The organism is Terrabacter sp. Ter38 (assembly GCF_024519435.1).
Lineage (GTDB): Bacteria > Actinomycetota > Actinomycetes > Actinomycetales > Dermatophilaceae > Terrabacter.
Genome location: NZ_JALJRZ010000003.1, coordinates 449,608 through 464,844 on the forward strand (window position 1 = coordinate 449,608; position 15,237 = coordinate 464,844).

Sequence of the window (15,237 nt, forward strand, 5' to 3'; positions counted from 1 at the left end):
GGCGATGCATCACTATTGCGCGTCGCGTCTCGCGGGGCTGGCTAGAGTGCCCGGCATGAGCGAGTCCCTGGGCGCCGACGCCGTTGCCGTGACCGACGACGAGACCGCGACCGGAGCGGGTGCGGCGTCGACCGACGTCATCCGCGTCGTCGTGGCCAAGCCGGGTCTGGACGGCCACGACCGGGGCGCCAAGGTCGTGGCCCGGGCGCTGCGCGACGCCGGCATGGAGGTCATCTACACCGGCCTGCACCAGACGCCCGAGCAGATCGTCGAGGCGGCGATCCAGGAGGACGCCGACGTCGTCGGGCTCTCCGTCCTCTCGGGCGCCCACATGACCCTCTTCGCCCGCGTCGTCGAGCTCCTCGCCGAGCGCGACGCGAGCGACATCGTCGTCTTCGGTGGCGGGATCATCCCGGAGGACGACATCGCCGAGCTCGAGAAGCTCGGCGTGGCCAAGGTGTTCACTCCGGGCGCGACGACGATGGAGATCGTCGGCTGGGTCCGCGAGCACGTCCACGCCGCCTGACGCGACGCAAGGGGAGACGCAAGGGGAGACGTCGGTGTGATCTTCGTCCGGTCCGGCGCACCCGATGGGGTCGCCGCAGGTCGCAGCCACTAGAGTCCGAGGGACAGCCTGATTCGGTTGCGCCTCGGCGCAGGGCCCGTCCGAGCGCGAGAGCGTGAGCACGTGGGCCCCGGGACGCCGCAGCGACGCGATCGACGACGATTCGAATCGACGACGAGGACGGACCCCACCCGTGGATCTCTTCGAGTACCAAGCCCGCGACATGTTCGAGAAGCACGGGGTGCCCGTGCTGGCCGGCGCCATCGCCACCACCCCTGAGCAGGCCCGAGCGGCCGCTGAGCAGATCGGACCGAAGTCGGGCGGTGTCACCGTCGTCAAGGCGCAGGTCAAGACCGGCGGCCGCGGCAAGGCCGGTGGCGTCAAGGTCACGAAGAGCCCCGACGAGGCCCAGGCCGCCGCCGAGGCCATCCTCGGGATGGACATCAAGGGCCACACCGTGGGCACCGTGATGATCGCCCAGGGCGCCCGCATCGCCGAGGAGTACTACTTCTCGATCCTGCTCGACCGTGCCAACCGCACCTACCTCGCCATGTGCTCCAAGGAGGGCGGCATGGAGATCGAGCAGCTCGCCGTGGAGCGCCCCGAGGCCCTCGCCCGCGTCGCCGTCGACCCCAACACGGGCATCGACGCCGCCAAGGCGCAGGAGATCGTCGACGCCGCCGGCTTCGACGAGGGCGACAAGGCCGCCATCGCCGACGTCATCCAGAAGCTGTGGACCGTCTACCGCGAGGAGGACGCGACGCTCGTCGAGGTCAACCCGCTCGTCAAGACCGAGGACGGCGACATCGTCGCCCTCGACGGCAAGGTCAGCCTCGACCTGAACGCCGACTTCCGCCACGCGGACCACGCGGCGCTCGAGGACAAGGCCGCGGCCGACCCGCTCGAGGCGGCGGCCAAGGAGAAGGGCCTCAACTACGTCAAGCTCGACGGCTCCGTCGGCATCATCGGCAACGGCGCCGGCCTCGTCATGAGCACGCTCGACGTCGTCGCGTACGCCGGCGAGGAGTTCGGCGTCCAGAAGCCGGCCAACTTCCTCGACATCGGTGGCGGCGCCAGCGCCGAGGTCATGGCCAACGGCCTGCACATCATCCTCGGTGACGAGCAGGTCAAGAGCGTCTTCGTCAACGTGTTCGGCGGCATCACCTCGTGTGACGCGGTGGCCAACGGCATCGTCGGCGCGCTCGACAAGCTCGGCGACGAGGCGACCAAGCCGCTCGTCGTGCGCCTCGACGGCAACAACGTCGAGGAGGGCCGCCGCATCCTCCAGGAGCGCAACCACCCGCTCGTGACGATCGAGCCGACGATGGACGGCGCCGCGCGCCGTGCCGCCGAGCTGGCCTCGCAGGCCTGACCCCAGAGTCCGAGAGAGAGAACGATCAACCATGGCAATCTTCCTCAACGCTGACTCCAAGGTCATCGTCCAGGGCATGACCGGCTCCGAGGGCATGAAGCACACCCAGCGCATGCTCAAGTCGGGCACCGACATCGTCGGCGGCGTCAACCCCCGCAAGGCCGGCACCACGGTCGACTTCGAGGGCGGCGTCTCCGTCCCCGTCTACGGCACGGTCAAGGAGGCCATCGAGGCCACCGGCGCCAACGTGTCCGTGATCTTCGTGCCCGCGCAGTTCACGAAGGCCGCGGCCGTCGAGGCGATCGACGCCGAGATCCCCCTCGCCGTCGTCATCACCGAGGGCGTCGCGGTCAAGGACACCGCGGAGTTCTACAACTACGCCAAGGACAAGGGCACGACGCGCATCGTCGGCCCGAACTGCCCCGGCCTCATCACCCCGGGCGTCAGCAACGCCGGCATCATCCCGGCCGACATCTCGGGCACCGGCCGCATCGGCCTCGTCTCGAAGTCGGGCACGCTGACCTACCAGATGATGTACGAGCTGCGTGACTTCGGCTTCAGCTCGGCCGTCGGCATCGGTGGCGACCCGATCATCGGCACGACGCACATCGACTGCCTCGAGGCGTTCCAGAACGACCCCGACACCGACGCGATCGTCATGATCGGCGAGATCGGTGGCGACGCGGAGGAGCGCGCGGCCGCCTACATCAAGGAGCACGTCACGAAGCCCGTGGTCGGCTACGTCGCCGGCTTCACCGCCCCGGAGGGCAAGACGATGGGCCACGCCGGCGCCATCGTCTCCGGCTCCTCGGGCACGGCGCAGGCGAAGAAGGAGGCCCTCGAGGCCGCGGGTGTCAGGGTCGGCAAGACGCCGTCCGAGACGGCCGACCTCATGCGCGAGATCATGAAGGACCTCGCGAAGTAGCCTGCGTCAGCAGCCTTTCCGAGCGGGCGGTCACCTCCGGGTGGCCGCCCGCTCTGCTGTCTCCCGAGGGCGTATGCCGTGTGGCCGGCCCTCGTCGACCCGGCGACCGGGCGCGTGGCCAGCGGGACGGCATACGCGATGCGTCCTGTCCGGGGCCACGCCGCGGTGCCTCGCGTCGGCGCTCTCGGCTTCCATCGGCGTGGGCGCTCGCTCCGTGGCGGGGATCTTGTGACCATGGGAGCGACCACGCACGAGTCCGCAAGCCCCCGCAGCGCAGGAGTGAGACCACTGGCCCCGCCGAGCACGACCACGACGTCGACGACCACGTCGGCGACCTCGTCGACCAGCCCCTCGACGGCGATGCCGGCCGCCCTACGTGCCGGGGCCCTCGCCGCCGTGGGCACGTGGTCGGTCGTCGTCCTGCCCGCGCTCATCGGCTGGGTGGCCGCGCCCGAGAGCTCGGTCGGGTGGTTCTCGGCGGTCTCGGTCGCCAGCGCCGTGTGGTTCCTCGGCCACGGACAGTCCGTCGGCGCCGGCAGCGTGGCGATCTCCATGACGCCGCTGCTGCTCCTGCTCGTCTTCGTCCTCATCGCCTACCGCTTCGCCCGTCGCCTCGCGGCGACGGAGCGGCTGCGGGTCGGTGCGGCTGACTGGAGCCGCGTCGCGCAGTGGGGCGTCGTGCCGGGCTTCGTCATCGGGTACGGCCTCGTGTCGGCCGTCTTCGCGCTCTTCACCCTCGGGGGGCCGGCGACGCCCGGTGTCGCCGCCGTCGTGGGGTCCCTGCTCGTGCCGCTCGCGGCGCTCGGCTTCGTCATGCTCCGGCCCGACGACGAGACCGCTCCGGCCTTCGTGCGCACGTGGTTCCGGCGCGGCCCGACGTGGCTGCCGACGGTGTGGCGCACCGGCTGGCGCGGGGCGGGCGTGCTGCTCGCCCTGGGGTTCGTCGTCGTCGTGGTGAGGCTCGTCCTGTCGTGGTCGACCATCGCCGACATCCAGGACCAGTACGGTGCCAACCTCGGCGCGGTCGCCATCATCGCGCTCGCCCAGGTCGCCCTCCTCGGCAACGCGGCCACGTGGGCACTCTCGTTCCTCGCGGGTCCGGGCTTCCAGGTCGCCCTCGGCTCGACGATCTCCGCCGGCGCGGCCCAGCCCGGGCTGCTGCCCCTCGTGCCCGTCCTCGGCGCCCTGCCGCAGGCCAGCGACTACCCGGCGACGATGTATGCCGTCGTGCTCGCTCCGGTGCTCGTCGGCGCGTGGCTCGGTCGTCGGGTCGATGCCGAGCTCGAGTTCTTCGGCAACGTGCGGGCCCGGCTGTCTGCCACAGCGGTCGCGGCGCTCGTCGCGGTCGCCGTCGTCGTCGCACTGACGGCCCTCGGCAACGGTGCGGTCGGTGTCGAGCGGCTCTCGGCCGTGGGGGCGCACCTCTGGTCGTTCGCGGCCGCCCTGACGGCGGAGGTCGTCGGTGGCGCGCTGCTCTTCACCGGCGTGCTCGTGCTCCGCGACCGTCGCGCCGAGCAGCGCGAGCGCGAGTCGGGAGTCGCGCCGGAGGCCGGTGCGGAAGCGGAGACCTCAGTCCCGATGAGGACTGACGAGGACTGACGACGGGGGACTGACGGGGGGACGGTCGCGGCGGCTCTCAGCGGACGACGAGGCCGATCATCCCGGCGTCCTTCAGTGGCGCGCACTCGCCCTCGGCGATGCTCGTCTGCGCCCCGGCGACGCACTCCTCGTAGGCCTGGACCGAGTCGTAGAAGGCGATCTGGAGCGCCAGCGACGACAGCAGCATGCCGGAGATGACGAGGGTCACGACGGGCCAGATCTTCTCCTTGCCGCCGCGCGTCGACAGGAAGCGCAGCAGGCGCACGGTGAGGACGATCGCGAGCACGAGCGGCAGGACGGCGACGAAGCGCTTCGGCAGCGGGAGGTACATCGCCACGAGGCCGAGCAGCACGAGGAGCGCGACGGGCAGCGTGCGCTTCGCCTTCTCCCGGGCGAACGCGATCTCCTGCTCCTGCAGCGGCTCGGTCATGCGGTCCATCCTCGCCCATGGATGAGCCCGAACCCGCATCGGGCCGCAGCGCTACACTCCGGCGCGTGACGACCGACGCCCTCGCCAGCACGTCCGTGACGACCGACGGCGCGGTGCCCGTCGTCGTCCTCGTGTCGGGCTCCGGCACCCTGCTCCAGGCCCTCGTCGACGCCTCGTCCGACCCGGACTACGGCGTGCGGATCGCCGCGGTGGGAGCCGACCGCCCGTGCCCGGGGCTCGAGCGGGCCGAGCGAGCCGGCATACCGACGTTCGTCGTGCGGCCCACCGACTTCGAGGACCGGGCCGCCTGGGACGTCGCGCTCGCGGAGCAGGTCGCCGTGGCCGGACCGCGTTTCGTGGTCACGGCGGGCTTCATGCGGATCCTCGGGCCGGCGACCCTCGGCGGGCAGCCCGTCGTCAACACCCACCCGGCCCTGCTGCCGAGCTTCCCCGGCGCGCACGGCGTGCGCGACGCCCTCGCCTACGGCGTCAAGGTGACCGGCACGACGTGCCACGTCGTCGATGCCGGCGTCGACACCGGTCCGATCATCGAGCAGCGGGTCGTGGTGGTCGAGGACGACGACACCGAGGAGAGCCTGCACGAGCGGATCAAGGTCCAGGAGCGTGACCTGCTCGTCGACGTCGTGAGCCGACTGGCCCGTGAGGGCTTCGCCGTCGACGGGCGACGAGTTCGGATCGGGCGGCCCTGACCGCTACGCTGGTCGCACACGACTGGCGCGGGTGGGACACCACCGGGGAGTGACGTCGGGAGCATCGACCGCCTGGGTGCCTCGCGAGAACGGACGCCGTCCGGTCCGACCGACCGGACGCGCCGCGACCGATGTCACCGAACCAGGAGTGCGCCCCATGACTGCTGCCCCGTCCGCTGCGACGTCCACCGACACCGACGGCCGCCGCCCGATCAAGCGGGCCCTCGTCTCCGTCTACGACAAGTCCGGCCTCGACGAGCTGGCCCGGGCGCTCGACGCCGCCGGGGTCGCCATCGTCTCGACCGGTTCGACGGCCAAGACGATCGCCGCCGCGGGGGTGCCCGTGACGCAGGTCGAGGAGCTGACGGGCTTCCCCGAGTGCCTCGACGGCCGAGTCAAGACGCTGCACCCGAAGGTGCACGCCGGGATCCTCGCCGACACGCGCAACGAGGACCACATGCAGCAGCTCGCCGACCTCGGCGTCGAGGCCTTCGACCTCGTCGTCGTCAACCTCTACCCGTTCCGGGAGACCGTCGCGTCGGGCGCGAGCGAGGACGAGTGCGTCGAGCAGATCGACATCGGCGGACCGTCGATGGTGCGCGCCTCGGCCAAGAACCACGCCAGCGTCGCCATCGTGACGAGCCCGGCGGCATACGCCCACGTCACGGAGGCGCTGGGCGCAGGCGGCTTCACGCTGGCCGAGCGCCGTCGCCTCGCCGCCGAGGCGTTCGTCCACACCGCGAGCTACGACAACGCCGTCGCGAACTGGATGGGCAACGTCGTCGCCGACACGAGCGACGGCACCGGCTTCCCGGCGTGGACGGGCGCGACCTTCGACCGTGCGGCCGCCCTGCGCTACGGCGAGAACCCGCACCAGAGCGCCGCGCTCTACCGCCACTGGCGACCCGGTGTCGCGAGTGCGGAGCAGCTGCACGGCAAGGAGATGTCGTACAACAACTACGTCGACACCGACGCCGCCGTGCGTGCCGCGCACGACCACGGGGACCAGCCGACCGTCGCCATCATCAAGCACGCCAACCCGTGCGGCATCGCCATCGGGGACAGCATCGAGGAAGCCTACGAACGGGCCCACGCGACCGACCCGGTGAGCGCCTACGGCGGCATCATCGCGGCGAACCGCACCGTCACCGCTGCGATGGCGGCTGCTGCGAAGCCAGTCTTCACCGAGGTGATCATCGCGCCCGACTACGAGCCCGAAGCCCTCGAGATCCTCACGGCCAAGAAGAACCTCCGGGTCCTGCGCCTGCCCGCCGGCATGGCCGCGGCGGCCGACCCGATCGAGACGCGCGCCATCAGTGGCGGTTTGCTCGTGCAGACCGTCGACAAGGTCGACGCCGTCGTGCGCGGTGAGGGTGACGCGGTGACCGGTGGCGACGACGCCGCGAACTGGCGGCTCGTCGCCGGCGAGGCTGCGGACGATGCCACGGTCGCCGACCTCCAGTTCGCCTGGCGCGCGATCCGCGCCGTGAAGTCCAACGCGATCCTGCTCGCCAAGGACGGCGCCGCGGTCGGTGTCGGAATGGGCCAGGTCAACCGTGTCGACTCGTGCTACCTCGCCGTGCGACGCGCGGGGGAGGAGCGGGCCCGCGGCTCCGTCGCCGCGTCCGATGCGTTCTTCCCGTTCGCCGACGGGCTGCAGATCCTGCTCGACGCCGGCGTCCGCGCGGTCGTGGCCCCCGGCGGCTCGATCCGCGACGAGGAGATCATCGAGGCCGCGAAGGCCGCCGGCGTGACGATGTACTTCACGGGCACCCGCCACTTCGCCCACTGACACCGTCGAGAGGCCACCTGCTGCCGCCTCGTGCACGTCGAGAGGCCAGTTCTCAGGATGAGAACTGGCCTCTCGACGGTTGAGGAGCGGCCGGTCGTGGCCTCTCGACGGTTGAGGAGCGGCCGGTCGTGGCCTCTCGACGGATGAGGTGCTGCGGGTCAGCGGGTCCAGCGGTAGCCGGTGGGCTCCCCCTCGCCGAGGTCGACGATCGCGGCAACCGGACCGCCTCCGTCGGGGCCCTGGTGCGCCGCCGACACGGACACGAAGACGGCGGGGTCACCCGTCACCGAGGCGGTGACGCCGCCGACCGCCGACTTGATCTGGCGGTGCCAGTGCACGTCGGAGTCGTCGAGCATCGCGTTGCGTCGACCGTGCACGGTGCCGTCCTGGCTCACCTCGCACTTGAGGAAGACGTTGACGAGCCGGCCCTGGAGGTCGCTGGTGTGCGGGCGCTCCGGCAGGTCGAGGCCGGCGTCCTTGATCGCACCCCAGACGCCGTCGGCGTCGAGCGCGTCCTGCATGACCGAATGGCCGATGCGGTAGCGGCCGCCGATGCCCTTGGTGTTGCCGACGACGACGACCTGCGCCTGGTCGAGCTCGACGCCCGAGCTGCAGGAGGCGACCGACGAGAAGAGCGACCGGTCGTGCATGATGTCGGCGTCGGTCGGCATCTCGATCTCACCGAGGGCGACGGCGATGCCGAGGCCGGTCGTGCCGTTCGAGAGGTCCATCGACTCGTGCGTGTGCTCGGTCCAGACCTCGTGCCCGCGGGACTTCGCGTCACGGATCGTGTGGATCGTCAGCAGCGGTGTCTTGGTCTGGACGTAGTGGACGTCCGCCGGGTCCGTGATGCCGGCGCGCTCCATGGCGACCTTCACGGCGTCGGCGACCTTCTGGACCATCGCGACGTAGCCGATCTCCTCGGGTTTGATCGGCTCGCTCATCGCGAAGCCGACGGTCAGCCGGGGCTCGTCGGACTGCTCGGCCTTCTCGGCCGGGACGGTGGCGAAGATCGTCGCGTGCGGACTGATGATGCCGTCCGTGCCGCCGGACCACACGATCGGGACCTGCTTGACCTGGTCGGCCGGGGCGCCCTTCTCGACGAGGACTTCGCGGAAGGCGCGGTCGGCGATGATGCGCGTGTAGTCGTTGACGCCGCCGTTGCCCTCGGTCTTGCCGATGATGGCGATGACGCGGCTCGCCTCCATGACACCGTCGTCGATGAGCTTCGCGAGCTCCGACGCGTCGGCGACCGAGTGGATGGGGACCTTGCGCACCTCAATGGCTTCGGGCACGTGAATCACCTTTCTCTTTCAGGGTTTTCGATGACGGTGCCGACGTGGCCGTCGACGGCGGTGGCGAGCTGGTCGAGGGCCGTGATGATCGATCGCGACCCGCCCGACCGGACGAAGCGCAGGGCGGCCTCGACCTTGGGGCCCATCGAGCCGGACGCGAAGTGGCCGGCGGCGGCATACGCCTCCATCTGCTCGAGCGTGACGCGCCCGATGTCGTGGGCCTCGGGGGTGCCCCAGCCGGCGACCGCGTGCGCGACGTCGGTGGCGATCACGAGGACGTCGGCGTCGACGGCGCGCGCGAGCAGCGCCGCGGTGAGGTCCTTGTCGATGACGGCCTCGACGCCGTGGACGCTGCCGTCGTCGGCGCGGACAACGGGGATGCCACCGCCCCCGGCGGTGACGACGACGTAACCGGCGGCGAGGAGCGTGTGGAGCGTGTGCGTCTCGAGGACCTCGACGGGCTCGGGCGAGGCGACGACGCGACGCCAGCCCTTCTCGCCGCGGTCCTCCCAGCGCTCGCCGTGGTCGATGAGGGTCTGCGCCTGGTCGCGGGGGAGGAAGCGTCCGATCGGCTTCGTCGGGTGCGTGAAACCCGGGTCGTCGGCGTCGACGAGGGTGCGCGTGATGATGGCGGCCAGGCGGCGCTCGATGCCGCGGGCGGCGAAGGCGGCCTCGAGGGTGTCGAGCAGCGTGAAGCCGATGGTCCCCTGCGTCTGCGCGCCGCACCAGTCGAGCGGGACCGGCGGCACGACGCTCGCGGCGAGCTCGTTCTTGACGAGGAGGTTGCCGACCTGGGGCCCGTTGCCGTGGGTGATGACGACCTCGTGATCGGCGGCGACGAGCTCGGCGAGGTGGTGGCTCGCGGTGGCGATGGCCTCGCGCTGGGCCTGGGGTGTCGCGCTGCCGTCGGGCCCGGTCATGGCGTTGCCACCCAGCGCCACGAGCACCCTCACGGCGCGTCCTTGCTTGTCGGGGCGGTCGTCATGGCGTGAGCCTAGGGAGCGCGGCCGAGCAGGCGCGTTGTCACCTCCTGCCCAACGCGGGCCCCCACATTGGCAGATGTATGCCGTCGGGTGCCGTGCGCGAGCGTGCCGCGCGCGAGCGTGCCGAGCCGGCGGCGGTGGGCGGCACGGATCACGCACGGCATACCGGCCGGCCGGGTACGAGGAAGATAATGTCCGAGGGGGCGCCGTCCGGGGCGCCCCGACCGAGCCGAGAGGTGGGGGACCGTGGGAGTCGGAGTACTGCTCGCCGTCGTGGGGGCCATCCTGACCTTCGCGGTGCGGGCCAACACGTCCGTCATCAGCCTGCCCGTCGTCGGCGTCATCCTCATGATCGCGGGCGCCGCGCTCATCTGGCACGGGAGCAAGGGGACCCGGCGCAAGCGCATCATCACGCGTGAGGAGCGCCCCAGCGGCGCGACGACCCCGACGAGCACCGTGCGACAGACGATCGAGGAACGCGACATCGACTGAGCCGCGGACGGTCCACGACGGTCAAGCGCGCGTGAGGACGTCGGCCCACGAGCGCGGCTCGCGGCCGAGCAGCCGACGAAGGGGAGCGGCCTCGCCCACGAGACCACCGCGGTCGTAGGACGCGAACATCGCCAGCAGGTCGTCTCGCGCCTGGGCGGTGAGCGGGGCGCCTGGTCCGGCCACCCACTGCGCGAGGTCGACGCGGACGGCCAGGACGGGATGTCCGAGCACGTCCGCCGCGATGGCGGCCTGGTCGCGGACCGACAGCACCTCGGGTCCGGCGAGGTCGAAGGTCACGCCCTCGTGGCCCGGTCGGGTCAGCACCGTCGCCGCGACCTCGGCCACGTCGTCGAGGTCGACGTCCGTGAACGGGGCGTCGAGCGAGTAGGGGACCGGGAGCCGGCCGGCGTGGGCCGCGTCGCGGAGGTTCTGGTGGTATGCCGCCGGGCGCAGCACCGTGGCTCCCGGCAGATGGGTGCGCACGACCTGCTCGGCTTCCGCCTTGCGCAGATGGTGCGGCATCGACGGGTCGTGCGGATGCAGCACCGAGTGGAAGGCGAAGCGGGTCACGCCGGCCCGCACTGCAGCACGGGCCACGCGGTCGGCGATGGCGACCTCGTCGGGGTGGACGTTGGGTGCGAGGTGGTAGACCCCGTCGACCCCGTCGACGGCGTCGTCGAGCCCGAGCCCGGTCTCGAGGTCAACGACCGAGATCGACCGGGCCCCAGCGGCATACGCTGTCCCGGCGCGCGCCGGCGATCGCACGGCAGCGCGCACGGTGACGCCGTGTGACGTGAGGGAGCGCGTGACGGCGCGGCCGGTCTTGCCGGCCGCGCCGATCACGAGGACCGTCGTCACGCTCAGACCCAGTCGACATCCGCCGCAGTCTGTCCTGCGGCGAGCGTCGCGTAGCCGGGGCCCCGGTCGAAGAAGGGCTGCTCGTCCGCGCGGTCGCCGCGCAGCTGCTCACGCAACGCGTCCGACGCGGCGGTGTCGATGACGGGTTCGTCGAGGTCGCCGGCGGCGACGACGCCGTAGTCGCGGCGGGCGCCGTCGAAGGAGACCTTGCCCCAGCGCAGGTCGCGCTCGACCTCGTCATAGGGCCGGTCGAGCGGGTCGCCCCAGCCGCCGCCACCCGTGGTGCGGATGCGGATGACCTGGCCGGCCTTGACGACCTCGGCGTCGGCGAGGGCGTCGACGGTGCGCTCCTCCGGACCGCCCACGTCGACGGTGACCTCGAAGGGACGACCGGCCTTGCCGCCCTTGACGCCCCAGCAGGCGAGGATCGACCGGTCGGCGATCGACATGAAGTGGGCGTCCTTGAGCATCCGGATGTGCTTCTCGTAGCCGAGGCCGCCGCGGTGCCGCCCGGCGCCTCCCGAGTCGACGGCCAGACCGAGGCGCTCGACGATGAACGGGAAGCGGCTCTCGGTGAACTCGGTCGGCAGGTTGCGGCTGTCGGGGACGACGTGGATCGTGTCCTCGCCGTCGGCGTAGTAGCGCCCGCCGGAGCCGCCGCCGAGCACCTCGCGCATGAGGTAGTCGTTGCCGTCGCGGTCCTTGCCGTAGACGCCGGTGTAGCGGATCGTCTCCTGGTCGGCCGGCATCTTGCCGTCGACGGCCTTGGCGACGACGCCGGCGAGGACGCCGAGCAGGCGCAGGATGACGAAGGTGCGGGCGTTCGTCGGCGCGGGGTAGATCGGCGTGAGGAGCGTGCCCTTCTCGGGGAACTTCATCTCGATGAGCGGCACGATGCCCTCGTTGACGTCGAGCTCGGCCATCCGCTCGGGGGTGTCGGCGAGGTTGCGCAGGACGGGCGCGAGCCACTTCTTGAGGAAGTTTCCGCCGACGTAGTCGCCGCAGTGGTTGATCGGGCCCTTGGCCTGCGGCGCGGTGCCGGTGAAGTCGATGACGAGCTTGGGACCGCCGTCGCCGGGGCCGGGGCCGCCGGTCGACTGCTTGGTCAAGGTGATCCGCTGGGTGTGCAGCTTCGGCTCGTCGACGCCGTCGTGCTCGGCGTAGTCCTCCCAGACGTACGTGCCGTCGGGGATCTTGCTGAGGATCTCGCGGCGGTAGGTCTCCGTCGTCTTGTCGAGGATCGCGTCGAAGGCCGCCTCGATCGTGTCGCGGCCGTAGCGCTCGAAGAGCTCGCCGAGGCGCCGGGCGCCCATGAGGCAGGCCGAGCACTCGGCGTCGAGGTCCGCGGCGAGGCTGTCGGGCATGCGGCTGTTGCGTGTCATGATGCGCAGCGCCGCCTGGTTGGGAACTCCCTTGTCCCACAGCTTGATCGGCGGGACCGAGAGGCCCTCCTCGAAGACCGTCTGCGCGTTGCTCGGCATCGACCCGGGGACCGCGCCACCGATGTCGTCGTGGTGACCGAACGCCTGGACGAACGCGACGACCTCGCCGCCGGAGAAGACCGGCACGGTGACGCAGAGGTCGGGCAGGTGGCCGATGCCGCCCTCGGACTCGTAGACGTCGTTGTGGAAGAAGACGTCGCCCTCGGCCATCTCGGCGAGCGGGAAGTCGCGGGCGATCGGGTGCACGAGCGCGCTGTACGAGCGACCCGTCAGCTTGCGCAGCTGGCGGTCGTGGATGCCGGCGCGGAAGTCGTGCGCGTCGCGGATCATGGGGGAGCGCGACGTGCGCGCGATGGCCGTCTCGACCTCCGTCTCGACGCTCGCGAGCGTGCCCTCGACGATCTCGACGAGGATCGGGTCGACCGTCGTGCCCTCGGCCGTCAGCCGGTTGCCGTGCTCGTATGCCGTGGGGAGCCCCGCAGGGTTCGGCACCGGCCCGTCGTGGGTGACCGAGGCGTCAGGGTGCTGCGACCCCGTGGCGGCGTCGACGGGGGCGAGACGGGTGGCCGCGGTCTGGCAGGAGAAACACATGTCAGGCCTCCGGGGTGGTCGTCGTGGCGGTCGTCGGGGTGGTCGTCGGGGTGCTCGCCGCCGCGGCGGTGGACCGGGTGATGACGAGGTTGCCGAGCGTGTCGACACGGACGACGAAGCCGGGGTGCACCGGGACCGTCGACCCGAACTCCTCGATGACCGCAGGGCCCTCCACCGTGTCGCCCGCGAGCAGGTCGGGTCGCCACCAGACGTCCGTGTCGACGTAGCCGGCGTCGGCGTCGAAGCACACGGGGCGGACGCTGCGGTGGGCCCGCTCGCGGACGTCGGCCGCGCCCTCCGACGGGGCGAGGTCACGCAGCTCCGGGCGGGTGATGGGGCCGACACCCGTGACGCGGAGGTTGACCCACTCGACCTGCTGGGTCGGGTCGCCCCGGAAGTCGTAGCCGTAGAGCGCGCGGTGCTCGTCGTGGAAGCGCGAGGCGACGCCCGCGGCATACGCCTCGTCGACGTCTCCCGCGGGCGCAGCGACGCGGACCTCGTAGGCCTGGCCGAAGTAGCGCAGGTCGACGGTGCGCGTGTACCGGTGGCTCTCGCGCGCGAAGCCCTCGCCGTCGAGGGCGCTCGCGGCCTTCGCGGTGAGGTCGTCGAACGTCTTCTGCACGGCGGCGTGGTCGAGCGCGTGGTGGCGCGCGACGGACGTCTGGACGTAGTCGTTCTTGACGTCGACGGTGAGCAGGCCGAAGGCGGAGACGTTGCCGGGGTTCTGCGGGACGACGACGCCGGCGAGGCCGAGGATGTCGACGAGACGGCAGGCGAGCAGCGATCCCGAGCCACCGAAGGTCGCGAGCATGAAGTCGCGGACATCGAGGCCGCGCTTGACCGACACCTGGCGCAGCGCGTTGGCCTGGTTCCACGCGGAGATCTCGAGGATCCCGGTCGCGCAGCGCTCGAAGTCGAGCCCGAGACGGTCCGCGAGCGCGGCGACGCCCGCGCGGGCCGCCTCGACGTCGAGGGGGATCTCGCCGCCGAGCAGGTGCGGGGGGATGCGTCCGAGCGTCACGTGGGCGTCGGTGATCGTCGGCTCGGTGCCGCCCTTGGCGTAGCAGAGGGGGCCGGGGTCGGCGCCCGCGGACTGCGGGCCCACCTTGAGCGAGCCCTCGGGGGAGATCCAGGCGATGGAGCCGCCGCCCGCCCCGACGGTGACGACGTCGATCATCGGGATCTTGCTCGGGTAGGCACCCACGGTGCCCTCGGTCGTCAGGGTCGGCTCACCCGCGAGGACGACGGACACGTCGGTCGACGTGCCGCCGCCGTCGCACGTGAGGACCTGGTCGAAGCCGGCGCGACCGGCGATGAGACCGGCACCGAGCGCCCCGGCGGCCGGACCCGAGAGGACCGTCGTGATCGGCTGGTGCACGACCTCGTCGGCCGAGAGCACGCCGCCGTTGGACTTCATGATGTAGAAGGGCAGCTTCGCGGTGCTGCCGACGAACTCGTCGAGCCGGTGGTGGATGTTCGCGACGTAGCGGGACACGTTGGGCTTGACCGCGGCGTCGACGAGGGTCGTCATCGACCGCTCGTACTCGCGGTACTCGCGCAGCACCTCCGAGCTGATCGAGACGACGGCGTCCGGGTGCTCGCGACGGAGCACCTCACGCATCGCGAGCTCGTGGCTGTCATCGGCGTAGGAGTGCAGGAAGCACACGCCGATCGTCGTGATGCCGCGGTCCTTGAACCAGCGGGCGACCGTGACGGCACGTTCCTCGTCGAAGGGGCGGATCTCGTTGCCCTCGAAGTCGAACCGGCCCCCGACCGTCTTGACGTAGTCGGCCGGCACGATGCGGGCGGGCTTGACCCAGAAGTAGGAGTTGCCGTAGCCGTCGGGGACGGCCTGGCGGGCGATCTCGAGGATGAACTCGTAGCCCTCCGTCGTGATGAAGCCGAGCGCCTCGACCTTGCCCTCGAGGAGCTTGTTCGTCGCGACGGTCGTGCCGTGCGAGACGGCGCTGATGTCGTCACCGCTCGCGTCCATGAGGTCGAGGACCTTGCGGACGCCGGCGAGGAAGCCGTCGGCGGGGTTGCTCGGTGTCGAGGGCGTCTTCGTCGTGACGAGCTCGCCCGTGTCCTCGTCGAGCGCGACGACGTCGGTGAACGTGCCACCGGTGTCGATGCCGATGCGGATCCGGCGGCGTGCGGAGGTGCCTGCTGTCATGGTGAGGATT

At 71.5% G+C, this 15,237-nt stretch carries 13 protein-coding genes; 7 read left to right on the forward strand and 6 right to left on the reverse strand.

Annotation, left to right across the window (positions count from 1 at the left end):
• The first annotated feature begins 55 nt into the window (after positions 1-55).
• The 4 genes from NR112_RS09355 (at position 56) to NR112_RS09370 (ending at position 4,461) form a co-directional block, all read left to right on the forward strand.
• Complete coding sequence (locus NR112_RS09355) at positions 56-526, forward strand: cobalamin B12-binding domain-containing protein (protein ID WP_256793753.1); 471 nt, start codon at positions 56-58, stop codon at positions 524-526.
• Positions 527-758: 232 nt separating this feature from the next.
• Positions 759-1,937 carry an ADP-forming succinate--CoA ligase subunit beta gene (sucC, locus tag NR112_RS09360; protein WP_256793754.1) on the forward strand — a complete coding sequence of 393 codons (1,179 nt, stop codon included), beginning with the start codon at positions 759-761 and terminating at the stop codon, positions 1,935-1,937.
• 31 nt (positions 1,938-1,968) lie between these two features.
• Entirely contained in the window at positions 1,969-2,862 is an 894-nt protein-coding gene (gene sucD / locus NR112_RS09365; RefSeq protein ID WP_256793755.1) for a succinate--CoA ligase subunit alpha, read from the forward strand.
• 234 nt (positions 2,863-3,096) lie between these two features.
• Positions 3,097-4,461 (forward strand): DUF6350 family protein, encoded by a 1,365-nt coding sequence (locus NR112_RS09370; RefSeq protein ID WP_256793756.1) that lies wholly within the window; start codon positions 3,097-3,099, stop codon positions 4,459-4,461.
• 37 nt (positions 4,462-4,498) lie between these two features.
• On the opposite strand, the gene NR112_RS09375 is transcribed toward NR112_RS09370, so the two are convergent.
• Entirely contained in the window at positions 4,499-4,891 is a 393-nt protein-coding gene (locus tag NR112_RS09375) for a hypothetical protein (protein ID WP_256793757.1), read from the reverse strand.
• 113 nt (positions 4,892-5,004) lie between these two features.
• Here NR112_RS09375 and purN point away from each other — a divergent pair, with 113 nt between their 5' ends.
• Positions 5,005-5,601, forward strand: coding sequence for a phosphoribosylglycinamide formyltransferase (gene purN, locus NR112_RS09380; protein WP_256793886.1), 597 nt, complete (start codon positions 5,005-5,007; stop codon positions 5,599-5,601).
• 157 nt (positions 5,602-5,758) lie between these two features.
• Positions 5,759-7,393: a bifunctional phosphoribosylaminoimidazolecarboxamide formyltransferase/IMP cyclohydrolase gene (purH, locus tag NR112_RS09385; RefSeq protein ID WP_256793759.1), complete on the forward strand. Its 1,635-nt coding sequence runs from the start codon at positions 5,759-5,761 to the stop codon at positions 7,391-7,393.
• A gap of 158 nt (positions 7,394-7,551) precedes the next feature.
• On the opposite strand, the gene NR112_RS09390 is transcribed toward purH, so the two are convergent.
• Both NR112_RS09390 and NR112_RS09395 read right to left on the reverse strand, forming a co-directional pair.
• Positions 7,552-8,688 carry a ring-opening amidohydrolase gene (locus NR112_RS09390; RefSeq protein ID WP_256793762.1) on the reverse strand — a complete coding sequence of 379 codons (1,137 nt, stop codon included), beginning with the start codon at positions 8,686-8,688 and terminating at the stop codon, positions 7,552-7,554.
• Positions 8,689-8,693: 5 nt separating this feature from the next.
• Complete coding sequence (locus NR112_RS09395) at positions 8,694-9,641, reverse strand: carbamate kinase (protein WP_256793764.1); 948 nt, start codon at positions 9,639-9,641, stop codon at positions 8,694-8,696.
• Between the two features lie 276 nt (positions 9,642-9,917).
• Between NR112_RS09395 and NR112_RS22885 the strand changes: the two genes are divergently transcribed.
• Positions 9,918-10,163, forward strand: coding sequence for a hypothetical protein (locus NR112_RS22885; RefSeq protein WP_256793766.1), 246 nt, complete (start codon positions 9,918-9,920; stop codon positions 10,161-10,163).
• A 21-nt stretch (positions 10,164-10,184) separates the two neighbouring features.
• Here the strand turns inward: NR112_RS22885 and NR112_RS09405 are convergent, their stop codons facing one another.
• The 3 genes from NR112_RS09405 to NR112_RS09415 are packed head-to-tail and all read right to left on the reverse strand — an operon-like array spanning position 10,185 to position 15,227.
• Positions 10,185-11,021 (reverse strand): SDR family oxidoreductase, encoded by an 837-nt coding sequence (locus tag NR112_RS09405; RefSeq protein WP_256793767.1) that lies wholly within the window; start codon positions 11,019-11,021, stop codon positions 10,185-10,187.
• Positions 11,022-11,023: 2 nt separating this feature from the next.
• Positions 11,024-13,054, reverse strand: a complete 2,031-nt coding sequence (locus tag NR112_RS09410; protein WP_256793768.1) for a hydantoinase B/oxoprolinase family protein — start codon at positions 13,052-13,054, stop codon at positions 11,024-11,026.
• Between the two features lies 1 nt (position 13,055).
• Complete coding sequence (locus NR112_RS09415) at positions 13,056-15,227, reverse strand: hydantoinase/oxoprolinase family protein (protein ID WP_256793769.1); 2,172 nt, start codon at positions 15,225-15,227, stop codon at positions 13,056-13,058.
• Positions 15,228-15,237: the final 10 nt, after the last annotated feature.

Excerpts from the sequence above, each read along its gene's own strand:
- NR112_RS09355 (WP_256793753.1), top strand. The coding sequence starts at position 56 with ATGAGCGAGTCCCTGGGCGCCGACGCCGTTGCCGTGACCGACGACGAG.
- sucD (WP_256793755.1), top strand. The coding sequence starts at position 1,969 with ATGGCAATCTTCCTCAACGCTGACTCCAAGGTCATCGTCCAGGGCATG.
- NR112_RS09370 (WP_256793756.1), top strand. The coding sequence starts at position 3,097 with ATGGGAGCGACCACGCACGAGTCCGCAAGCCCCCGCAGCGCAGGAGTG.
- NR112_RS09375 (WP_256793757.1), bottom strand. The coding sequence starts at position 4,891 with ATGACCGAGCCGCTGCAGGAGCAGGAGATCGCGTTCGCCCGGGAGAAG.
- purH (WP_256793759.1), top strand. The coding sequence starts at position 5,759 with ATGACTGCTGCCCCGTCCGCTGCGACGTCCACCGACACCGACGGCCGC.
- NR112_RS09410 (WP_256793768.1), bottom strand. The coding sequence starts at position 13,054 with ATGTGTTTCTCCTGCCAGACCGCGGCCACCCGTCTCGCCCCCGTCGAC.
- NR112_RS09415 (WP_256793769.1), bottom strand. The coding sequence starts at position 15,227 with ATGACAGCAGGCACCTCCGCACGCCGCCGGATCCGCATCGGCATCGAC.